Annotated in this window: 17 protein-coding genes; 7 read left to right on the forward strand and 10 right to left on the reverse strand. The window is 70.7% G+C overall.

All coding sequences use genetic code 11. The annotated features are described in order from the left end of the window. Positions 1 to 36: 36 nt before the first annotated feature. The 6 genes from R2B38_RS04235 to R2B38_RS04260 are packed head-to-tail and all read right to left on the reverse strand — an operon-like array spanning position 37 to position 6,676. A complete protein-coding gene (locus R2B38_RS04235) occupies positions 37 to 915 on the reverse strand; it encodes a serine hydrolase domain-containing protein (protein ID WP_318015021.1) in 879 nt (292 codons plus the stop codon). Further along, positions 885 to 1,289, reverse strand: a complete 405-nt coding sequence (locus tag R2B38_RS04240; RefSeq protein ID WP_318015022.1) for a serine hydrolase domain-containing protein — start codon at positions 1,287 to 1,289, stop codon at positions 885 to 887. The genes R2B38_RS04235 and R2B38_RS04240 overlap by 31 nt, the downstream gene beginning before the upstream one ends. Before the next feature lie 37 nt (positions 1,290 to 1,326). Continuing rightward, the gene (locus R2B38_RS04245; protein ID WP_318015023.1) at positions 1,327 to 2,127 is read right to left on the reverse strand and encodes an ABC transporter ATP-binding protein; all 801 of its coding nucleotides are present in this window, start codon (positions 2,125 to 2,127) and stop codon (positions 1,327 to 1,329) included. Next, positions 2,124 to 4,109 (reverse strand): dipeptide/oligopeptide/nickel ABC transporter permease/ATP-binding protein, encoded by a 1,986-nt coding sequence (locus R2B38_RS04250; RefSeq protein WP_318015024.1) that lies wholly within the window; start codon positions 4,107 to 4,109, stop codon positions 2,124 to 2,126. The genes R2B38_RS04245 and R2B38_RS04250 overlap by 4 nt, the downstream gene beginning before the upstream one ends. A 17-nt stretch (positions 4,110 to 4,126) precedes the next feature. Then, complete coding sequence (locus R2B38_RS04255) at positions 4,127 to 5,068, reverse strand: ABC transporter permease (RefSeq protein WP_318015025.1); 942 nt, start codon at positions 5,066 to 5,068, stop codon at positions 4,127 to 4,129. A gap of 24 nt (positions 5,069 to 5,092) precedes the next feature. Next, positions 5,093 to 6,676 (reverse strand): ABC transporter substrate-binding protein, encoded by a 1,584-nt coding sequence (locus tag R2B38_RS04260; protein ID WP_318015026.1) that lies wholly within the window; start codon positions 6,674 to 6,676, stop codon positions 5,093 to 5,095. Positions 6,677 to 7,286: 610 nt separating this feature from the next. Between R2B38_RS04260 and R2B38_RS04265 the strand changes: the two genes are divergently transcribed. Then, complete coding sequence (locus R2B38_RS04265) at positions 7,287 to 7,772, forward strand: Rieske (2Fe-2S) protein (protein WP_318015027.1); 486 nt, start codon at positions 7,287 to 7,289, stop codon at positions 7,770 to 7,772. Positions 7,773 to 7,811: 39 nt separating this feature from the next. Here R2B38_RS04265 and R2B38_RS04270 read toward each other — a convergent pair whose 3' ends face one another. Continuing rightward, positions 7,812 to 8,462: a cysteine hydrolase gene (locus R2B38_RS04270; RefSeq protein ID WP_033283399.1), complete on the reverse strand. Its 651-nt coding sequence runs from the start codon at positions 8,460 to 8,462 to the stop codon at positions 7,812 to 7,814. A 161-nt stretch (positions 8,463 to 8,623) separates the two neighbouring features. Here R2B38_RS04270 and R2B38_RS04275 point away from each other — a divergent pair, with 161 nt between their 5' ends. Further along, positions 8,624 to 9,091: a pyridoxamine 5'-phosphate oxidase family protein gene (locus tag R2B38_RS04275; RefSeq protein ID WP_318015028.1), complete on the forward strand. Its 468-nt coding sequence runs from the start codon at positions 8,624 to 8,626 to the stop codon at positions 9,089 to 9,091. Between the two features lie 9 nt (positions 9,092 to 9,100). On the opposite strand, the gene R2B38_RS04280 is transcribed toward R2B38_RS04275, so the two are convergent. After that, positions 9,101 to 10,003, reverse strand: coding sequence for a LysR family transcriptional regulator (locus tag R2B38_RS04280; RefSeq protein ID WP_318015029.1), 903 nt, complete (start codon positions 10,001 to 10,003; stop codon positions 9,101 to 9,103). Positions 10,004 to 10,077: 74 nt separating this feature from the next. Between R2B38_RS04280 and R2B38_RS04285 the strand changes: the two genes are divergently transcribed. Then, entirely contained in the window at positions 10,078 to 11,046 is a 969-nt protein-coding gene (locus R2B38_RS04285) for a DMT family transporter (protein WP_318015030.1), read from the forward strand. Positions 11,047 to 11,050: 4 nt separating this feature from the next. Here R2B38_RS04285 and R2B38_RS04290 read toward each other — a convergent pair whose 3' ends face one another. Further along, positions 11,051 to 12,382, reverse strand: a complete 1,332-nt coding sequence (locus tag R2B38_RS04290; RefSeq protein ID WP_318015031.1) for an aminotransferase class I/II-fold pyridoxal phosphate-dependent enzyme — start codon at positions 12,380 to 12,382, stop codon at positions 11,051 to 11,053. A 76-nt stretch (positions 12,383 to 12,458) separates the two neighbouring features. On the opposite strand from R2B38_RS04290, the gene R2B38_RS04295 reads away from it, so the two are divergent. The 4 genes from R2B38_RS04295 (at position 12,459) to R2B38_RS04310 (ending at position 15,342) form a co-directional block, all read left to right on the forward strand. After that, positions 12,459 to 13,130 (forward strand): pyridoxamine 5'-phosphate oxidase family protein, encoded by a 672-nt coding sequence (locus R2B38_RS04295; protein WP_411978425.1) that lies wholly within the window; start codon positions 12,459 to 12,461, stop codon positions 13,128 to 13,130. Beyond that, positions 13,130 to 13,762, forward strand: coding sequence for an FMN-binding negative transcriptional regulator (locus R2B38_RS04300; RefSeq protein ID WP_318015033.1), 633 nt, complete (start codon positions 13,130 to 13,132; stop codon positions 13,760 to 13,762). The genes R2B38_RS04295 and R2B38_RS04300 overlap by 1 nt, the downstream gene beginning before the upstream one ends. Before the next feature lie 144 nt (positions 13,763 to 13,906). After that, positions 13,907 to 14,383, forward strand: coding sequence for a carboxymuconolactone decarboxylase family protein (locus tag R2B38_RS04305; protein ID WP_318015034.1), 477 nt, complete (start codon positions 13,907 to 13,909; stop codon positions 14,381 to 14,383). Between the two features lie 35 nt (positions 14,384 to 14,418). Further along, entirely contained in the window at positions 14,419 to 15,342 is a 924-nt protein-coding gene (locus tag R2B38_RS04310) for an RNA polymerase sigma-70 factor (RefSeq protein ID WP_318015035.1), read from the forward strand. A 150-nt stretch (positions 15,343 to 15,492) separates the two neighbouring features. Here R2B38_RS04310 and R2B38_RS04315 read toward each other — a convergent pair whose 3' ends face one another. Beyond that, positions 15,493 to 16,503: an EamA family transporter gene (locus R2B38_RS04315; RefSeq protein WP_318015036.1), complete on the reverse strand. Its 1,011-nt coding sequence runs from the start codon at positions 16,501 to 16,503 to the stop codon at positions 15,493 to 15,495. Positions 16,504 to 16,558 lie beyond the last annotated feature (55 nt).

The raw sequence follows: 16,558 nt of genomic DNA on the forward strand, positions 1-16,558 counted from the left end.
CACGAGGCGACCGCGTCCTGATCGCGGGGCAGGGGATCAGGTGGTCATGGCCTGGTACACGAGGTTCCGCAACTGGCGGCGCACGGGCGTCCGGTGCTTGCCCCAGGTGACGACCTGGGTGCAGAACACGGCCGTGACGCCGTCGACCGGGTCCACGAAGAAGTGGGTGTTCGCGGCGCCGGACCAGCCGAACTCCCCCTTGTTGCCGAACGAACCCGCGGTCACGGGGTCCGTGACGACGTAGAAGCCGAGCCCGAAGCCGCAGCCGCGGTGCTCGTCGTCGGGGTACCGGCCGAAGGAGTTGATGTCGGCGCCGCCGGGCAGGTGGTTGGCCGTCATGAGCGCGAGCGTGCGAGGGCCGAGCAGCCGCTCGCCGTCCAGTTCGCCGCCGCGTACGAGCATGGCCGCGAACCGGTGATAGTCCGCGAGGGTCGACACCAGTCCGGGAACGCCGCTGCCGGACGGGAACTCCGCGGGTTGGCGGAAGGTGGGCCGCAGTTCCTGGTTCACGGCGAGGCGGCCCGAGTCCGGTTCCGGGCTGTAGATCTCCGCGAGGTCCGGCACGCGCTCGGGCGCGAGCGAGAACGTCGTGTCGGTCATCCCGAGCGGGCCGAGCACGTTCGTCTCCATGAACGTGTCGAGACTCTGGCCGGTGCAGACCTCGATGACCCGGCCCAGCACGTCGACGGCGAGGGAGTAGTTCCACGCGGTGCCCGGTTCGAACAGCAGCGGCAGCGCGCCCACTTCGGCGCACATCTGCTCAAGTGTCGTGCCCGGCAAGGGGAGTACGTCGTGGCCCGCCTGGCGGTACAGCGCGTCGACCGGGTCCATGTGGGCCAGTCCGAGGGTCAACCCGGCGGTGTGTGTGAGGAGTTGGCCCACGGTCACCGGGTGGGCGGCCGGGCGGGTCCGCACACTCGCCGGGGACCCGCCGTCGTACACCCGCAGGTCCGCGAACTCGGGATGTAGTCGCTGACCGGGTCGTCGAGTCCGAGCAGGCCGCGCTCCACGAGCATCATGGCGGCGACGGACGTCACCGGTTTCGTCATGGAGTACAGCCGCCACAACGTCCCGGGCTCGACCGGCAGTCCGAGGTCGAGGTCCCGGAGTCCGCCGCCCGCCGCGTACACGGGTTCTCCGTCGCGGGCGACGACCGCCGACCATCCCGGGATGACCCCGCGCTCCGTCTGCCGCTCGAAGAACTCGGCGATCCGGCCCAGCCGTTCGGCGCTGAAGCCGTACTGCTCCGGGGGCTTGGTGACGCCCAGGCGGTCGGCGAATTCCTGCATGTGTGCCTCCGTGTACGGGAGTTGGGGGCTGCCTGTGTCAGTGGGCGGAGGCGGCCGGGGCGCCGTTGACCCCGGCCGCCGCCAACAGCCGCCGTGTGTAAGGGTGTTGGGCGTCCGCGTAGACGTCCTCGGTCGTGCCCTGCTCCACCACGTCACCGCGGTACAGGACGACGATCCGCTGGGCGAGATGCCGGACGACGGCGAGGTCGTGGGAGATGAACAGGTAGCTGACGCCCGTCTCCCGCTGGAGGTCGCTGAAGAGGTTCAGGATCTGTGCCTGGACCGACAGGTCGAGCGCGCTGACGGGCTCGTCGCACACGATGAGCTTCGGTGCCATCACCAACGCCCGGGCGATCGCGATCCGTTGCCGCTGCCCACCGGAGAACTGCCGCGGATAGCGGTCGGCCGCCTCGGGCGGCAGCCCCACCAGCGCGAGCACCTCCCGTACCCGCTCGTGGACTACGGCCCGTTCGTCACGCGCGTGCACGAGAAGGGGTTCGGCCAGGGTCTGGCCCACCGTCAGGGCCGGGTTGAGCGAGCCGTTGGGGTCCTGGAAGACGGCCTGCACGCTCTTGCTCAGCTCCCTGCGCCGGGCGCCGCGGGCATGGGTGACGTCCTGGCCGTCGAACCGGATCGTGCCCCGCGTGACCGCCGTCAGGCCGAGCACGGCACGGCCCAGGGTGGACTTGCCGGAACCGGACTCCCCGACCAGGGCGACGGTCTCGCCCGGCCGGATGTCCAGGGACACGTCCCGGATGGCCGGGGTGCCCTTGCCGGCGCGGTGGTACGACACCGACAGGTCGCGGATGTCGAGCAGCGGCCGTGCGGTCGTGCTCACGAGGACACCTCCAGCTCTTCGCCCACCAACAGGCAGCGGGCCACGCCCAGTTCGTCGGGCTGAATCAGGACGACCGGCGCCTCGGTGCACCGGTCGACGCGGTCGGGACACCGGTCGGCGAAGTGGCAGCCGACGGGCCACTGCCCCGGGGGCGGCACGGTGCCGGGGATGGTGGGGATGGGCTCGCCGACCGTCGCGAGGCGCGGGTTCGCGGCGAGCAGTTTGCGGGTGTACGGGTGGAGGGGCGCGGTCATGACGCGGTCGGTCGGGCCGGCTTCCACCACCTGGCCCGCGTACATGACCAGGGCGGTGTCGCAGGCCTCGGCGATGACGTCCCAGTCGTGGCTGATGATCAGCAGGGCCATGCCGGTGTCCCGCTGGATGGTGCGCAGCAGTTGGACGATCTCGCGCTGGACGGTGACGTCGAGGGCGGTGGTCGGTTCGTCGGCGACGAGGATGCGCGGGCGTCCCGCCAGGGCGACGGCGATGGAGACGCGCTGTGCCATGCCGCCCGAGATCTGCGAGGGGCGCAGCTTCATCACCCGGTCGGGATCGGGGAGTTGGACCTGGGCGAGCAGTTCACGGACCCGGAGTGTGGCCTCCTTGCGGGAGAGCCGCTCGTGGGTGCGCACCGCCTCGCGCAGCAGGTTGCCGATGGTGAACAGGGGGTCGAGGCCGACCATGGGTTCCTGCGAGATGAAGGCGATGGTGCCGCCGCGCAGGTCCCGCCACCGGGCCACATCGAACGAGGTGACGTCGGTGCCGTCGATCTCGACCGTGCCCGAGGAGATACGGGCTCCGTTCGGCAGCATGCCGAGCAGCGCCAGCCCGGTCATGGACTTGCCGCAGCCGGACTCGCCGACCAGTCCCACCGTGCGGCCCTGCCCCACGGACAGGCTCACGTCACTGATCAGATCGACCGCGCCTTCCTCGGTGTCCGCGGTGACGGTCACCCCGGTGAGCCGTACGACGGGATCCGGCTCGGCGAGCAGCCAGGCGTCGTCGGACACCGGTACCTCAACGGGGGCCGTTGCCTTGGCAGTTGCCTTGCGGCGCCGGGTCGGTGCCGTGTGCGAGACGCCGGACCAGCGCTCGGCGAGCATGTCGCGCAGGCCGTCGCCGAGGACGATCAGCGCGGCGGCCGTGACGGCGACCAGGCCGCCGGTGGGGATGGCCAGCCAGAGGCTCTGGTTCAGGGTCTGGGCGGCGTCGGCCATCATGCCGCCCCAGGACGGGGCGGGTGGCTTCACGCCGAGTCCGATGGAGTTCAGGCCGGCCGCGATGAGCAGGGTGTTCGCGCACGCCAGCGCCGTGTTGACCAGGATCAGGCCGGTGATCCGCGGCAGCACGTGCCGCCGGGCCACGCGCCAGGTGCTGAGGCCGGACACCTGTGCCGCCGCGACGTAGGTCTCCCGGCCGACCGTCAGCGACGCCGAGCGGACGACGCGCATCATGCCGGGGACCGACAGCAGACCGATCACGATCATGGCCGCGGTCATGCTCTGCGAGAACAGGGCCAGCACGATCAGCAGCAGGATGATGCCGGGGATCGACATCACCACGTCGGCCAGTCGCATCAGCACCGCGTCCATACGGCCCCTGCGCAGGCCGATGACCAGGCCCAGGGGGACCGCGATCACCAGCGTGATCGCCACGGCCAGTGCGATGTCCTTGAACGTGTCCGCGCCGCCGTACATCAGCCGCGACAGCACGTCCCGGCCGAGCCGGTCGGTGCCGAGCAGGTGTTTCGCGCTCGGGCCGGACAGCGCGGCCGTGAAGTCCGCCTGTTGGGGTGGGTACGGCGCGAGCCAGCGGGCGCCGAACGACGCGATCAGTTCCAGGACCAGGATCACGGCCGGGATCGCGATGCGGGGCCGGCGCAGGGCGCGGCGGACGCCGGACCCGTGCGGCGGGCGCGCCGGGGTGGCGGCGGGCGGAGCGGGAGCGTTCTCCGGCTGCTGGGGAAGCCCGGGTTTCGTCATCGATGTCTCCTGAGTGCTCATGCGGCGACCGCCTGAGGGTTGAGCCAGCCGATGGCGAGGTCGAGCAGGAGGTTCAGGCCGACGACGATGAGCGTGAAGTACACCGCCACTCCCTGGATGACCGGGATGTCGCCGCTGGACGCGGCCGTGACGGCCGCGCTGCCGAGGCCGGGGAGGCCGAAGAGTTCCTCGATCACCACGGCCGAGCCGAGCAGTCCGATGAGGTTGTTGCCCGCCACGGTCAGGACCGTCACGGAGACATGCCGTAGCGAGTGCTTGAAGAGGATCGACCACTCGCTGACGCCGTTGGCCCGCAGATTCCGTACGAAGTCCCGGCTCAGCACGTCGGCGAACTGCTCACGGGTCTGCTTGGCGATCACCGTGACCAGCGCGAAGGCCAGGGCGGCCACCGGCAGCAGCAGCGAGCGCAGCCAGCCGTCGGCGGACGTCCCGAAGAACACGTAGCCGTTCGCGGGCAGCAGGCCGAACCTGGTGTTGAAGACCCAGATGCCCAGCAGCCCGACCCAGAAGGCGGGGACGGTCATGCCGGCGATGGACGCGGTGTCCGCGGCGATCCGCGTGGTGCGCCCGCCGCGGGCGCCCGCCATGCCCAGCACGATGCCGATCACCAGCGCGAGCAGGGTGGTGGCGATCACCAGGGAGAGCGTCACCCCCAGCCGGGTGTTGAGCGACCCCGCGACCGACTCGTTGCTGCTGATCGACCGGCCGAGGTCACCGTGGACCGCGTCCGTCAGCCAGGCCCAGTAGCGCTCCCAGACCGGCTGGTCGAGGTGGAGGCGGTGCCGCAGCGCGGCGATCGACTGGGGCGAGGCGCTCAGGCCTCCGATGGACTTGGCGGCGTCACCCGGAATGAACAGCTGGAGGAAGAAGGTGAGCGCCGAGACGAAGAGCAGCAGGGGCACAGCCTGCACGATCCGCATTCCGCTGGTTCGCCACATGACGTGGAGCCTTTCTCCGTGGGGTCACTTGGCGGCGTAGAACGACGTCAGGTCGGGCGTGAGATTCGTGGTCGAGAGGTCGACGCCCTTCAGACCGGGCCGTACGTAGACGATCTTTTCCATGGAGACCATCGGGATGGTCCAGGAAAGGTCGGACAGCCGCTGTTCGAACTTCTGCCAGCCCTGCTCCTGAAGCCCGGCGGTCGACGCGGAGGCCGCCTGGCTGTAGAGCGTGTCGAGTTGCTTGTCGCTGACCTTCAGCGGGTTGCCCCAGCTGTACAGCAGGTCGTTTCCCTGGGCGTACGGCGGGGAGATTCCGTCGCCGTAGTCGAACATCATGCCCGCGTACTTCGAGTAGGTGGAGAAGAGTTCGTTCACGTTCGCCGGGACATTGATCTTCACGTTGATCCCGATGTTCGCCATTTCCGCGGCGAAGGCCTCCGCTGCCTGGGACTCTCCGACACCGGTGAGATTCACGGTGATGGGCAGGGTGAAGCCGTTGGGATAACCCGCATCCGCCAACAGCTTCTTCGCCTTGGCGACGTCGTAGGCGTATTTCCCTTCACTGCCCTGGGTATAGCCGCTCGTGCCCGCGAGAACGGGATAGTCCCAGCCCTTCGCGTACGTTCCGTAGAGGGCCTTGGCGATCGAGTCCCGGTTGATTCCGTACATCATGGCCTGCCGTACCCGAAGGTCACCGAGAGCCTTGACCATGGTGCCCGCGCGGTCCTGGATCATCAGCTCCATGATCGAGTAGGGGCTCGAAAGGACCTGGAATCCGGCGGACTTCGCGGATTTCGCGGTCGTGGAGTCGCCGAGCGCGTAGTCGACCTCGCCGGAACGCAGGGCGCTGAGCGTGCTGTTCTCGTCCTTGATGACCTTGACGACGACTTTCTTCCAGTGCACGCGCGACTTGTCGTAGTACGTGGGGTTGGGGACGTAGGTGTAGGTCTGGCCGGATACGGTCTGCGACTTGTCGATCACGTAGGGGCCGGCGCCGTGCGTGGTGGTGCCGAGTTCGCCCGTCTTCTTGAGGCCGATGGGGCTGATGATCTCTCCGGTCGTCGGTCTGGAGAGATAGAGCGGCAGCAGCGGGTCGGACGTCTTCAGGTGAATGCGGAGCTGGAGATCGGAAACGACGTCGATCGCCCCCACGGGGGCCAGGTCCGCCGCGAGTGGGCCACCGGCCTTGGCGTAGTACTGCAGCGAATTCTTCACGCCCGCGGCGGTGAGTGCGGAGCCGTCGTTGAATTTCACGCCGGACCGCAGGGTGATGTCGAAGGTCTTGCTGCCGGAGCCGACGAAGCCCCACTTGGTCGCGAGGGCCGGCGTGTATTTCCCGTCCGGTGCCTGGCGGATCAGCGTGTCGTAGGCCAGCTCGAAGAAGTACTGCTGCGGGTCGGAGGAACCGCCCAGCCCGGGGTTCAGGCTGTTGGGCGCGATGGCCGAGGCGACGGTCAGGACGTTCGGGTCCTGGGCCTTCGCGGTGCCGGACGAAGCGCTGTTTCCGCCACCGCATGCGGTAGTCAGGAACGCCAGCGCGGCGGCACCGGCCGTGAAGGTGAGAGGAAGGCGCGTGCGTGTGAGAGGAAGGCGCGTGCGTGTCATCTGGGACCTCCGGCGTCGAGGCGATAGAGGGGTACGCGGGATTCACCGGAGGTGAGGGGGGAGGCCGCCGTCATGGCGGTTTCTCGGTGGTGTAAGTCCGCGCGATGTCAGGGGACTGCGGGAGAGTCTTCAAGTTCCGCTCGGCCGGCTCTTGTGGAGATCGGCCTGAGCATTGCGTGGGCCCGACGGATACGGTCGGTGCTCTCGCGGCGATATTTCTGCGGCATTTCGGGATCAAGCCGCCTCTGTGCGGCACCCCTGGAATCGAGTGGGCTCATTATTGGGTCCACCGGTCCGGACCCAGAACGACGGGAGTCCGCTGAGCGGACCGCTACGTAAACGAGACCTTCGCGGCGACCGTGAAGCCGGCCGGCGCGAGCCGCCCCCGACGTGCTGCGGCGAGCCGGGACGCGACGGCTTCCTTGAGTATCGCCCCGGGTCGCAGGTGCCTGTACAGGCCTTATGTGCGGCTGACAGCTGAACGACAGGGACGTTTTACGTCTGCCTGATCTCGATCAGGCCAAGCTCTCGACACCGTCTGAACGACGGTCGCCCGCACCTCGTACCCCTTTGCAGACCCACACATGCTTCCCATGGAAGGAACGTCAGCATGACCAGCGAATCGTTCGAACCCGTCACCACGCCGTCCCGTCGCACCGCGTTGGCGGCGGTCGGCGCGGCGGGACTCGCCGTCGCGCTGACCGCGTGCTCGTCCAGCGACGACTCGTCGTCGGACACGTCGAGCTCCTCGGACACCTCGAACTCCACCAGCACGGCCGGCGCGTCCACCGCCCAGGGCGACGCGGGCGGCACCGAGCTCGCGAAGACCTCCGACATCCCCGAGGGCGGCGGCAAGATCTTCGCCAGCCAGGGCGTGGTCGTCACCCAGCCGACGGCGGGCACCTACAAGGCGTTCTCGTCGAAGTGCACCCACCAGGGCTGTGCGGTGAGCAGCATCAGCAGCGGGGCCATCGTCTGCCCGTGCCACGGCAGCGAGTTCTCCGTCACCGACGGCAGCGTCAAGAAGGGCCCGGCCACCCAGGGCCTGCCCGCCGAGCAGATCACCGTCTCCGGGGACTCGATCACCCTGGCGTGACGGTTCACGCCGGCGTGACGATTCGCGCTGGCGTGACGATCAGCCACGACGCGCCCTGCGCGGCCGTTTGAGACAGCCCAGCACCTCGTCCGTGGTCGCGACCGTAGCGACCAATGCGAGGGTGTTGCGGATCATCGCGGGGGTGTAGTCAGCGGGCACCCCCGCGATGGCGTCCCTGGGGACGACGACGGTGTAGCCGCGGTTGACGGCGTCGAACACCGCGTTGGGTATGGCCACGTTGGCCGAGACGCCGGTGACGATCAGTGTGCGGCAGCCGAGATTGCGCAGCAGCGCGTCGACGTCGGTGCCCTGGATCGGCGACAGACCGTGCAGCCGTCGTACGACGAAGTCCTCGTCGGCGACCTCGATCGGGGGCGCCACGCGCACCGCCGTGGTCCCCGACAGCTGCTGCACGGGCAGGCGTTCGGCGGCGCGGAACAGCCGGGCGTTGCGGTTCGCGCCGCGCCCGTCCGGGCGGCGCTCGGCGACGGCGTGGATCACCTGCACCCCGCTCTCGTGCGCGGCGGCGACGAGTCGGGCCACGTTCGCGAGCGCGCCCGACTGGCGTGCGGCGAGGGCGAGTTCGGGCAGCGCGCTGTCCGGTCCGACCACGCCCTGTTGACATTCGACGGTCAGCAGGGCAGTGCTCACCGTGTCGAGGATCTCACTGAGTTGTTCGTGCGACGGCATGGCTCTCCCTTGTCGTCGACGGCCGGGGCGGGCGACAGTAACGAGCATCGCGTGCGGAGGGAAGACGGCCGACGCTCCTGCGCCATCGAGGGCGGCCGCACATTCTGACGCACCGTCAGAAGCGGCTGCCCGCCGCGCGTTCCGTCACCGAAGGGGATCGCATGACCGCCACTCAGCGTCGAGGCCGGAAGATCATGATGACACCCGAGGAACTGGACGAGTTCCTCACCACCGAACGCACCTGCCGCGTCGCGACCCTCTCCGCGGACGGCGCGCCCCATGTGAGCCCCCTCTGGTTCGCCTGGGACGGCACCTCGCTGTGGTTGTACTCGATCACCCGCAGCAAGCGCTGGTCCGACCTGCGCCGCGACCCGCGCGTCGCGGTGGTCATCGACGGCGGCCACGCCTACGACGAGTTGCGCGGCGTCGAACTCTCCGGCACCGCCGAGTTCGTCGGCGAGGCCCCGCGCACGGGCGAGCCCCATCCCGAACTCGTCCCCGTGGAGAAGCTGTTCGCCCAGAAGAACTTCGGGCTGGACGCGATGCCGTACGACGGGCGGCACGCGTGGGTACGACTGACGCCGGACACGCTGGCGTCCTGGGACTTCCGTAAGTTGGGGGCGCTGTAGGGCAGTTGCTCAGCCGACGGTCTCCGCCGCCGCCCGCAGCGCCTCGACCGCCGCGCGGATGGACGGGCGGCGGTCGGCGTCGGCACGCCAGACCACGTAGACGTGTCGGCGGACCCGTTGCTTCAGGGGGACGGTGACGACTCCGGCGGGCATCGGGTTGCGGCCCAGCAGGGGTACGACGCACACGCCCAACCCGGCGGCGACCAGGCCCAGTTGGGTGTGGGTCTCGGCGGCGCGGTGGCCGATGATCGGTTCGATGCCGCGGGAGCGCAGGGTGAACATCAGCCACTCGTGGCAGAACTCGCCCTCGGCCCAGGTGATCCACTCGTCGTCGGCGAACTCCCCGAGGTCCACCTCGTCGCGCCCGGCCAGCGGGTGATCGGCCGGCATCGCCACGTCGGCGGGGTCGTCCAGGATGGGCGCCTTGACCAGGCCGTCGGGCAGGGGCATCGGCTTGTTGTACCAGTCGAGGACGACGGCGAGGTCGAGGTCGCCGCGGACGACGCCGGCGATGCCGTTCTCCGGTTCCTGTTCCGTGGAGCGGACGCGCAGGGCGGGGTGGCGGGCGCGCAGGGCGGCGAGCGCGGTGGGGAACAAGCCGCGGGCGGCGGTCGGGAACGCGGAGATCCTCAACTCGCCGACCACTTGGCCGCGTTGGGCCTCCAGGTCCGCCTGGGCCAGCTCCACCTGGGAGAGGATGCGGCCCGCGTGCTCCGCGAGGAGCCGGCCGGCGTCGGTGAGCCGTACCCCCCGACCGTTCTTGGCGAGGAGCTGCTGCCCCACCTCGCGCTCCAGTTTGGACATCTGCTGCGACACGGCCGAGGTCGTCACATGCAGCCCCTCGGCCGCGCCGCTGACCGAACCGTGCCGGGCGAGGGCGTCCAGGGTGCGCAGGCGCTCCAGGTTCAACATGTAAGCGATACTACGAGATAGCTGGCGCTAAATCTCGCTTGTGCTACGAGGTCTGGGCCAGGATCTTGGTATCCATGAGCACAGTCAGCACCGCCGCGACCGCCGCCCACACAGCCCTGAAGCAGGCCGGGGACACCACCACGCCCCTCCCCCGCCGCGCCCTCGACTGGCGGCTGCGCTTCGGGACGCTCTCCCTCATCTGGGGCTTCAGCTTCCTGCTCATCAAGGTGGGCACGCACGGGTACGCGCCCTTCCACGTCACGTTCGGGCGGCTGCTGTTCGGGACGGTGGTGCTCGCGGCGGCGATGGCGGTGAAGCGGGAGCGGCTGCCGCGCGGTGCGCGCACGTGGGCCCACCTGGCGGTCGCCGCGTTCCTGCTCAACGCCCTGCCGTTCTCGCTCTTCGCCTACGCCGAGCTGACGATCCCGTCCACGCTCGCGGGCATCTGCAACGCGACCTCGCCGCTCTGGGGCATGGCCCTCTCCCTGGTCGCCCTCTCCGAGGACCGCCCGACCCGCCTCCGCGTCGCCGGCCTCGGCCTCGGTTTCCTGGGCGTCCTGACGGTCCTCGGCGCGTGGCAGGGCTTCAGCGGCCTGGACGCGAGGGGCACGGCGATGGCCCTGCTGGCCTCGCTCAGCTATGCGATCGGCTGGATCTACGTCCGCCGCACACTGGCGGGCACCGGCGCGTCGCATCTCTCCCTGACGGGCGCCCAGTTGCTGCTGGCCACAGCCCAACTGGCCGCCATCACCCCGCTGTTCACGTCCGCGCCGACCCACTTCCCCCTCCTCCCTCTCCTGGCGATCGCCGCACTGGGCGCCCTGGGCACGGGTCTCGCCGTCCTCCTCCAGTACGGCCTCGTCGCCGAAGTCGGCCCCACCACCGCCCAGATGGTCACGTACTTCATCCCGGTCATCGCCACGGCGGCGGGCGTCGCGATCCTCGGCGAGTCACTGACCTGGTCGACGCCGGTCGGAGCGGTGATCGTGCTGGCGGGGGCAGCGCTCACGCAGGTGCGGCCGAGAGGTCGTAAGCACCCGTGAAGCGTCAGACGTAGCCCCGAACCGGCGCCGGCCCACTCGCGGAAGCAATCGCCTCCGCCAACGGCCCCGCCTCGTCGGCCGTCAGCGTCGAGACGGTGACGCGGATACCCGGGGGCGCGCTCAGGCGGAAGCGGGCGCCCGGGGCCACGGCCCAGCCGGCGTGGAGGAGGCGGGAGACGGCGCCGGTCTCGTCCGGTACCGGGATCCAGACGTTGAGGCCGCTGGTGCCGTGGGCCGCGACCCCGCGTTCGGCGAGCGCGGCGATCAGCGCGTCGCGGCGGGCGCCGTACGCGGCCGCCACCGCCGGTGTGTCCACCGCGCCGTCGGCCCACAGCCGGGCCACGGCCCGCTGGGTGATGCGGCTGGCCCAGCCCGGGCCCAGCCGTTGGCGGCCGCGGACGCGGTCGAGGGTGACGGCGTCGCCGGTGAGCACGGCGAGGCGCAGGTCGGGGCCGTAGGCCTTGGCGACCGAGCGGACGAAGGCCCAGGTGCGGGTGGTGCCGGCCAGGGGGTGCAGGGGCTGGTCGACGATGCCGTGGCCGTGGTCGTCCTCGATCAGCAGGGTCTCCGGGTGACGGCGGAGCACCGAACGCAGGGCACGCGCGCGCGTGGCGCTCACCACGGCTCCGGTGGGGTTCTGCGCCCGGTCGGTGACGATCAGGGCCCGCGCGCCGGACTCCAGCGCGGCGCGCACGTCGTCGGGGAGCGGTCCTTCGTCGTCGACCCGGACAGGGGTCACGCGCAGCCCCAGCGCGGGTACGAGGTCGAGGAGGCTGCCCCACCCCGGATCTTCTACGGCGACGGTGTCCCCGGGTTTCAGATGGGCGGCGAGGACCCGCTCGATGGCGTCCAGGGAGCCGGAAGCCACGGCCACGGGGCCGGCCGGCACGCCGTCCGCGTCCAGCTCGGCGCGGGCGATGCGGGCCAGCTCCGGTTCGACCGGGTCGTCGCCGTACATGACCGGTTCGCGATCGGCGCGTTCGGCGGCGTAGGTGAACGCCCCTACCAGGGACGGCAGTTGCGCCGGATCCGGGTTGCCGTGGGACACGTCACGCACCCCCGCCGGCACGTCCACCCGGATGTGCTCGCGCCCGGTCGTGGCCGGCTTGGGCCGCACCCGGCTGCCCCGGCGCCCGGCGGTCTCTATGACCCCGCGCTCCCGCAGCGTCCGGTACGCGGCCGCGACCGTGTTCGGGTTCACCCCCAGCTCGACCGCCAACTCCCGCATCGGCGGCAGCAGTTGCCCGGGCTCCAGCTCTCCCGAACCCACCGCGCGCTCGACGTCCGCCGCGATGTCCGCTGCGCGTCGCCCTTCGATCCGATATCCTCCTAGCACAAAGCACACTATGTACTAGTGCAATACAAATGGCAACCGGACGCCGGCCATCACACCCCGGACACCGAGCAGACCAATGGAGAGCACCATGCAGGGGACCGCCTACACACCGACCGACCGGACCGCACCCACCCGCTCCGCGGAACGGGCGTCGTACGACAAGGAGTTGGTGCACGCGATACTCGACCAGGCCTACGTCTGCCACCTCGGCTTCGTGCGGGACGGCGCGCCGGTCGTGCTGCCGACGCTGTACGGGCGGGTCGGCGAGCGGCTGTACGTGCACGGGTCGACGGGCGCGCGCCCGCTGCGGATGACGGGGCAGGCCGACCCGGGGCTGCCGGTCTGTCTGACGGTCACGCACGTCGACGGCCTGGTGCTGGCCCGTTCCGCGTTCCACCACTCGATCAACTACCGCTCCGTGGTGGTGCACGGCATCGCCCACCAGGTGACGGACCCCGAGGAGAAGCGGACGGCGCTGGACGCGCTGGTCGACCACGTCGTGCCGGGCCGGTCGGCGGACTCGCGGCCCGCCAACAAGAAGGAACTCGCCGCCACCATGGTGATCCGCCTCGACCTGGACGAGGTCTCCGCCAAGCTCCGCACCGGCGGCGCGAACGACGACCCCGAGGACCTGGACCTCCCCCACTGGGCCGGAGTGGTCCCGCTCTCCCCCGCCTACGGAGCCCCGCTCCCGAACGACGACCTGGCCCCCGGCACCGAACTCCCCTCCTACCTGGCCGCGTTGTAATGCTCATCCACCCCTGGGACGCGCCGCACGACGACGCCGAGTGGCAACACTGGCTCGCCGCACACGACTTCGGCCAGCTGGCCGTCAACGGCCCTTCCGGCGAACCCCCGTTCGTCCAGCCCCTCCACTTCGCCTACGACCCCGGACGCGGCGAGGCGGTCACCCATCTCGCCCGCCCCAACCCCCTGTTGCGCGCACTGAAGACGGACCCCCAGGTGGTCCTGAGCGTCGTCGACGACTACGTCTACGTCCCCGGCCCCTGGCAGGCGGACCCGGACGGCCCGCCCGAGCACGGTGTGCCGACCAGCTTCTACGCGGCGGTCCAACTCCGGTGCACCGCCCACCTGGTGGACGACCCCGCCGAGACGGCGACCCTGCTCAACCGCCAGGTCGGCCACTTCCAGCCCGAGGGCGGCTCCTCGACGGTCGCCGCGGGCGAGGCGCCGTACGGACGGCTGTTGTCCGGCATCCGGGTCGTACGGCTCGAAGTGACAGGCGTACGGGCGAAGTTCAAGTACGCGAACCATCGCGCGACCGAGGTCCAGGACCGTATCGCGGCGGGGCTCGTGGAGCGGGATGGCCCTCGGGACGCGGTGGCCCGTGAGCATCTGCTACGGCGGCGCGAGGGCTGAGGGACGGACCTTCCGTCACGCCGGGGCTTCTCGGAGACGCCGACGGGTGAGAGACGCAGGTCACTTTCGCCGATGTCACAGGGGGCCGGGCTGTCTCGTCTCGGGGGTGTAGCCAGTGACGAACACAGCCCACGGAGGCACACGATGGACGCACGACTGAACTACCTCTCCAGCCCGATCGCCGGCAAGGCCGCCAAGCAGTTCATGGCGGTGGGCCGGACGCTCAAGGGGTCGGCGCTGCCGGCGCTGACGCAGGAGCTGGTGGCGTTGCGGGTGAGCCAGATCAACGGCTGCGCCATCTGCATCGACATGCACACCAAGGAGGCCGCGGCCGAGGGCGAGACCTCGGTGCGGCTGAACCTGGTCGCGGCCTGGCGGGAGGCCACGGTCTTCACCGAGGCGGAGCGGGCCGCGCTGGAGCTGGCCGAGGAGGGGACCCGGGTCGCGGACGCGGCCGGCGGGGTGAGCGACGAGGTGTGGGCGCACGCCGCCAAGCACTACGACGACGAGCAGCTCACCACGCTCGTCATCCTGGTCTCCTTCATGAACTCGGTGAACCGGCTGAACATCATCACCCGGCAGCCGTGCGCGGGCGACTATGAGCCCGGGCTGTTCGGCTGAGTGGGACAACTACGGGCAGGGGAAGGGGATTCGGCGTGAGCAAGGTCGAGGAGTTCGAGGAGCTGCGGCCACTGCTGTTCTCGATCGCCTATCGGATTCTGGGCAGTGTGGGCGAGGCCGAGGACGCGGTGCAGGAGACCTGGCTGCGGTTCGACGGCACGGCCACCCGGCCCACGTCGGTCAAGTCCTTCCTGTCGGCCACGGTGACGCGGATCGCGATCGATGTGCTGCGTTCCGCCCGGGTACGGCGGGAGGAGTACGTCGGTCCGTGGTTCCCCGAGCCGCTGCTGAGCGACCCCTACCAGGATCCGGCGCGGTCGGTGGAGCTGGCCGACTCGGTGTCGATGGCGGCCCTTCTGCTGCTGGAGCAGCTCAGCCCGCTGGAGCGGGCGGTGTTCGTGCTGCGGGAGGTGTTCGCCTTCGGCTTCGACGAGATCGCCACGACCGTGGGGCGTTCGGAGTCGGCGTGCCGGCAGTTGCTGGTACGGGCGCGGCGGCACATGGCGGACCGGCGTCCCCGGTTCGCCGCGGACCGGCAGGAGCGGGAGGAGCTGGCGACCCGGTTCTTCGACGCGCTGAAGGACGGCGACGTGGGCGGACTGCGTGAACTGCTCGCCGCCGACGTGCAGTTCGTCGGTGACGGCGGCGGGAAGGCCCCGCAGCTGGCCAAGGCCGTCGCCGGGGCGGAGAACGTGGCCCGGGTGCTGGGCACGGTCTTCCCCTGGCTGATCCGCATCGACGTGTCGTACGAACCGCACGAGGTCAACGGCCAGCCCGGCGCGCTCTTCCGCGACCGCGACGGAAGGGTCCTCCACACCCTGGCCCTCGACGTCCTCGACGGCCGGATCCAGACCATCCGCGCCGTGATCAACCCCGACAAGCTCGGCCACATCGGCCCGGTCGCCGACGCGTGGGCCGTCGACCGCGAGCTGCGGCATGCCCGTCGCCGGCCGAGCTGAGGGGCGGTCCGGTGTGGGGGCGCTGGAAGCTGGGGGTAAATCTAACCGCTGCCCGCCCCGGTGACCGGTTAGAAATAACCCCAGCCTGCGGAGGGGGCGGGTGCGGTGAGCGGGTGGCGGGACGGCGGGACGACCTGTCGTACGACGCGCTCAGGCCGTCGTCTCCCGTGTGGCCGGCTCGCGTTCCGGGCCGCCGCCCGCCACCGGGTCGACGGAGCCCTTCGTGGGCGCCGAGGACTGGGCGATGAAGGCGCCCAGCAGGACCACCGCTCCGCCGGCGATCTGCGGTGCGGAGAGGTGTTCGCCGAGGAGGATCCAGGCGAGGACGGTCGCGACGACCGCTTCGAGGCAGGCCACGACGCCCGCGACCTGCGGGGAGAGACGGCGGACGGAGACGACTCCGGTGACGTACGCCAGGACCGTGGCGATCAGGACGATCCAGGCGAGCAGGAGGGCGGCCGGGACCGGGGTGCCGTTCATGTGGGCGTCGCCCGCGAGGATCGACCAGTCCATGGTCCAGGGGCGGGCCACGGCGGTCAGGACGAGGGCGCCGACGAGCAGGCCGTACGCGATCACGCCGAGAGGGTCGGGGGCCGCGTCGCCGGCGTCGCCGCCCTGGTCGGACAGGACGAAGTAGCCGACCTGGCAGCAGGCGGCGGCGAGCGCGAGCAGCAGTCCCACGGCGTCGAAGCTCAGGCCCGCCCACACCTCGACGACACAGGCGAGCCCCCCGGCCGCGAGGACGACACCGAGCGCGGCGGCACGGGTGACCGGCCGCCGCTGCACGAACCGCACCCAGCCGAGTACGAGGGCGGGGGCGAGGTACTCCACGAGCAGGGCGACCCCGACGGGTATGCGGGAGATCGCGGCGAAGTAGCAGGCCTGGACACCGGCCACGGCGAGCAGCCCGAACCCGAGGAGCAGCGCGGGGCGGGTCCGTACGAGCGCGCGGTGCCGTACGGCGAGGGGCAGCATCACGAGGGCCGCGCCGGCGACCCGGAGCCACACCACGTGCAACGGGTCCAGCCCCGCCTCGATCAACGGCTTCGCCGCGACCCCGGATCCCCCGAAGGCCAGCGCGGACCCGAGCGCCAGGCCCAGCCCGACACTCTTACCGCCGCCACCTCCGGCCGCACTGCTCTCAGACGTATGCACGGCCACATGATGACAGGGGACGACAGGAGCGTCACCCCCGTTGACACCTGTCTCACGGCGT

It is taken from the genome of Streptomyces sp. N50, from assembly GCF_033335955.1.
Lineage (GTDB): Bacteria > Actinomycetota > Actinomycetes > Streptomycetales > Streptomycetaceae > Streptomyces.

Excerpts from the sequence above, each read along its gene's own strand:
- R2B38_RS04270 (WP_033283399.1), bottom strand. The coding sequence starts at position 8,462 with ATGCCGTCGCACGAACAACTCAGTGAGATCCTCGACACGGTGAGCACT.
- R2B38_RS04265 (WP_318015027.1), top strand. The coding sequence starts at position 7,287 with ATGACCAGCGAATCGTTCGAACCCGTCACCACGCCGTCCCGTCGCACC.
- R2B38_RS04260 (WP_318015026.1), bottom strand. The coding sequence starts at position 6,676 with ATGACACGCACGCGCCTTCCTCTCACACGCACGCGCCTTCCTCTCACC.
- R2B38_RS04305 (WP_318015034.1), top strand. The coding sequence starts at position 13,907 with ATGGACGCACGACTGAACTACCTCTCCAGCCCGATCGCCGGCAAGGCC.
- R2B38_RS04300 (WP_318015033.1), top strand. The coding sequence starts at position 13,130 with ATGCTCATCCACCCCTGGGACGCGCCGCACGACGACGCCGAGTGGCAA.
- R2B38_RS04240 (WP_318015022.1), bottom strand. The coding sequence starts at position 1,289 with ATGCAGGAATTCGCCGACCGCCTGGGCGTCACCAAGCCCCCGGAGCAG.
- R2B38_RS04255 (WP_318015025.1), bottom strand. The coding sequence starts at position 5,068 with ATGTGGCGAACCAGCGGAATGCGGATCGTGCAGGCTGTGCCCCTGCTG.
- R2B38_RS04275 (WP_318015028.1), top strand. The coding sequence starts at position 8,624 with ATGACCGCCACTCAGCGTCGAGGCCGGAAGATCATGATGACACCCGAG.
- R2B38_RS04280 (WP_318015029.1), bottom strand. The coding sequence starts at position 10,003 with ATGTTGAACCTGGAGCGCCTGCGCACCCTGGACGCCCTCGCCCGGCAC.
- R2B38_RS04285 (WP_318015030.1), top strand. The coding sequence starts at position 10,078 with ATGAGCACAGTCAGCACCGCCGCGACCGCCGCCCACACAGCCCTGAAG.
- R2B38_RS04295 (WP_411978425.1), top strand. The coding sequence starts at position 12,459 with ATGGAGAGCACCATGCAGGGGACCGCCTACACACCGACCGACCGGACC.
- R2B38_RS04250 (WP_318015024.1), bottom strand. The coding sequence starts at position 4,109 with ATGACGAAACCCGGGCTTCCCCAGCAGCCGGAGAACGCTCCCGCTCCG.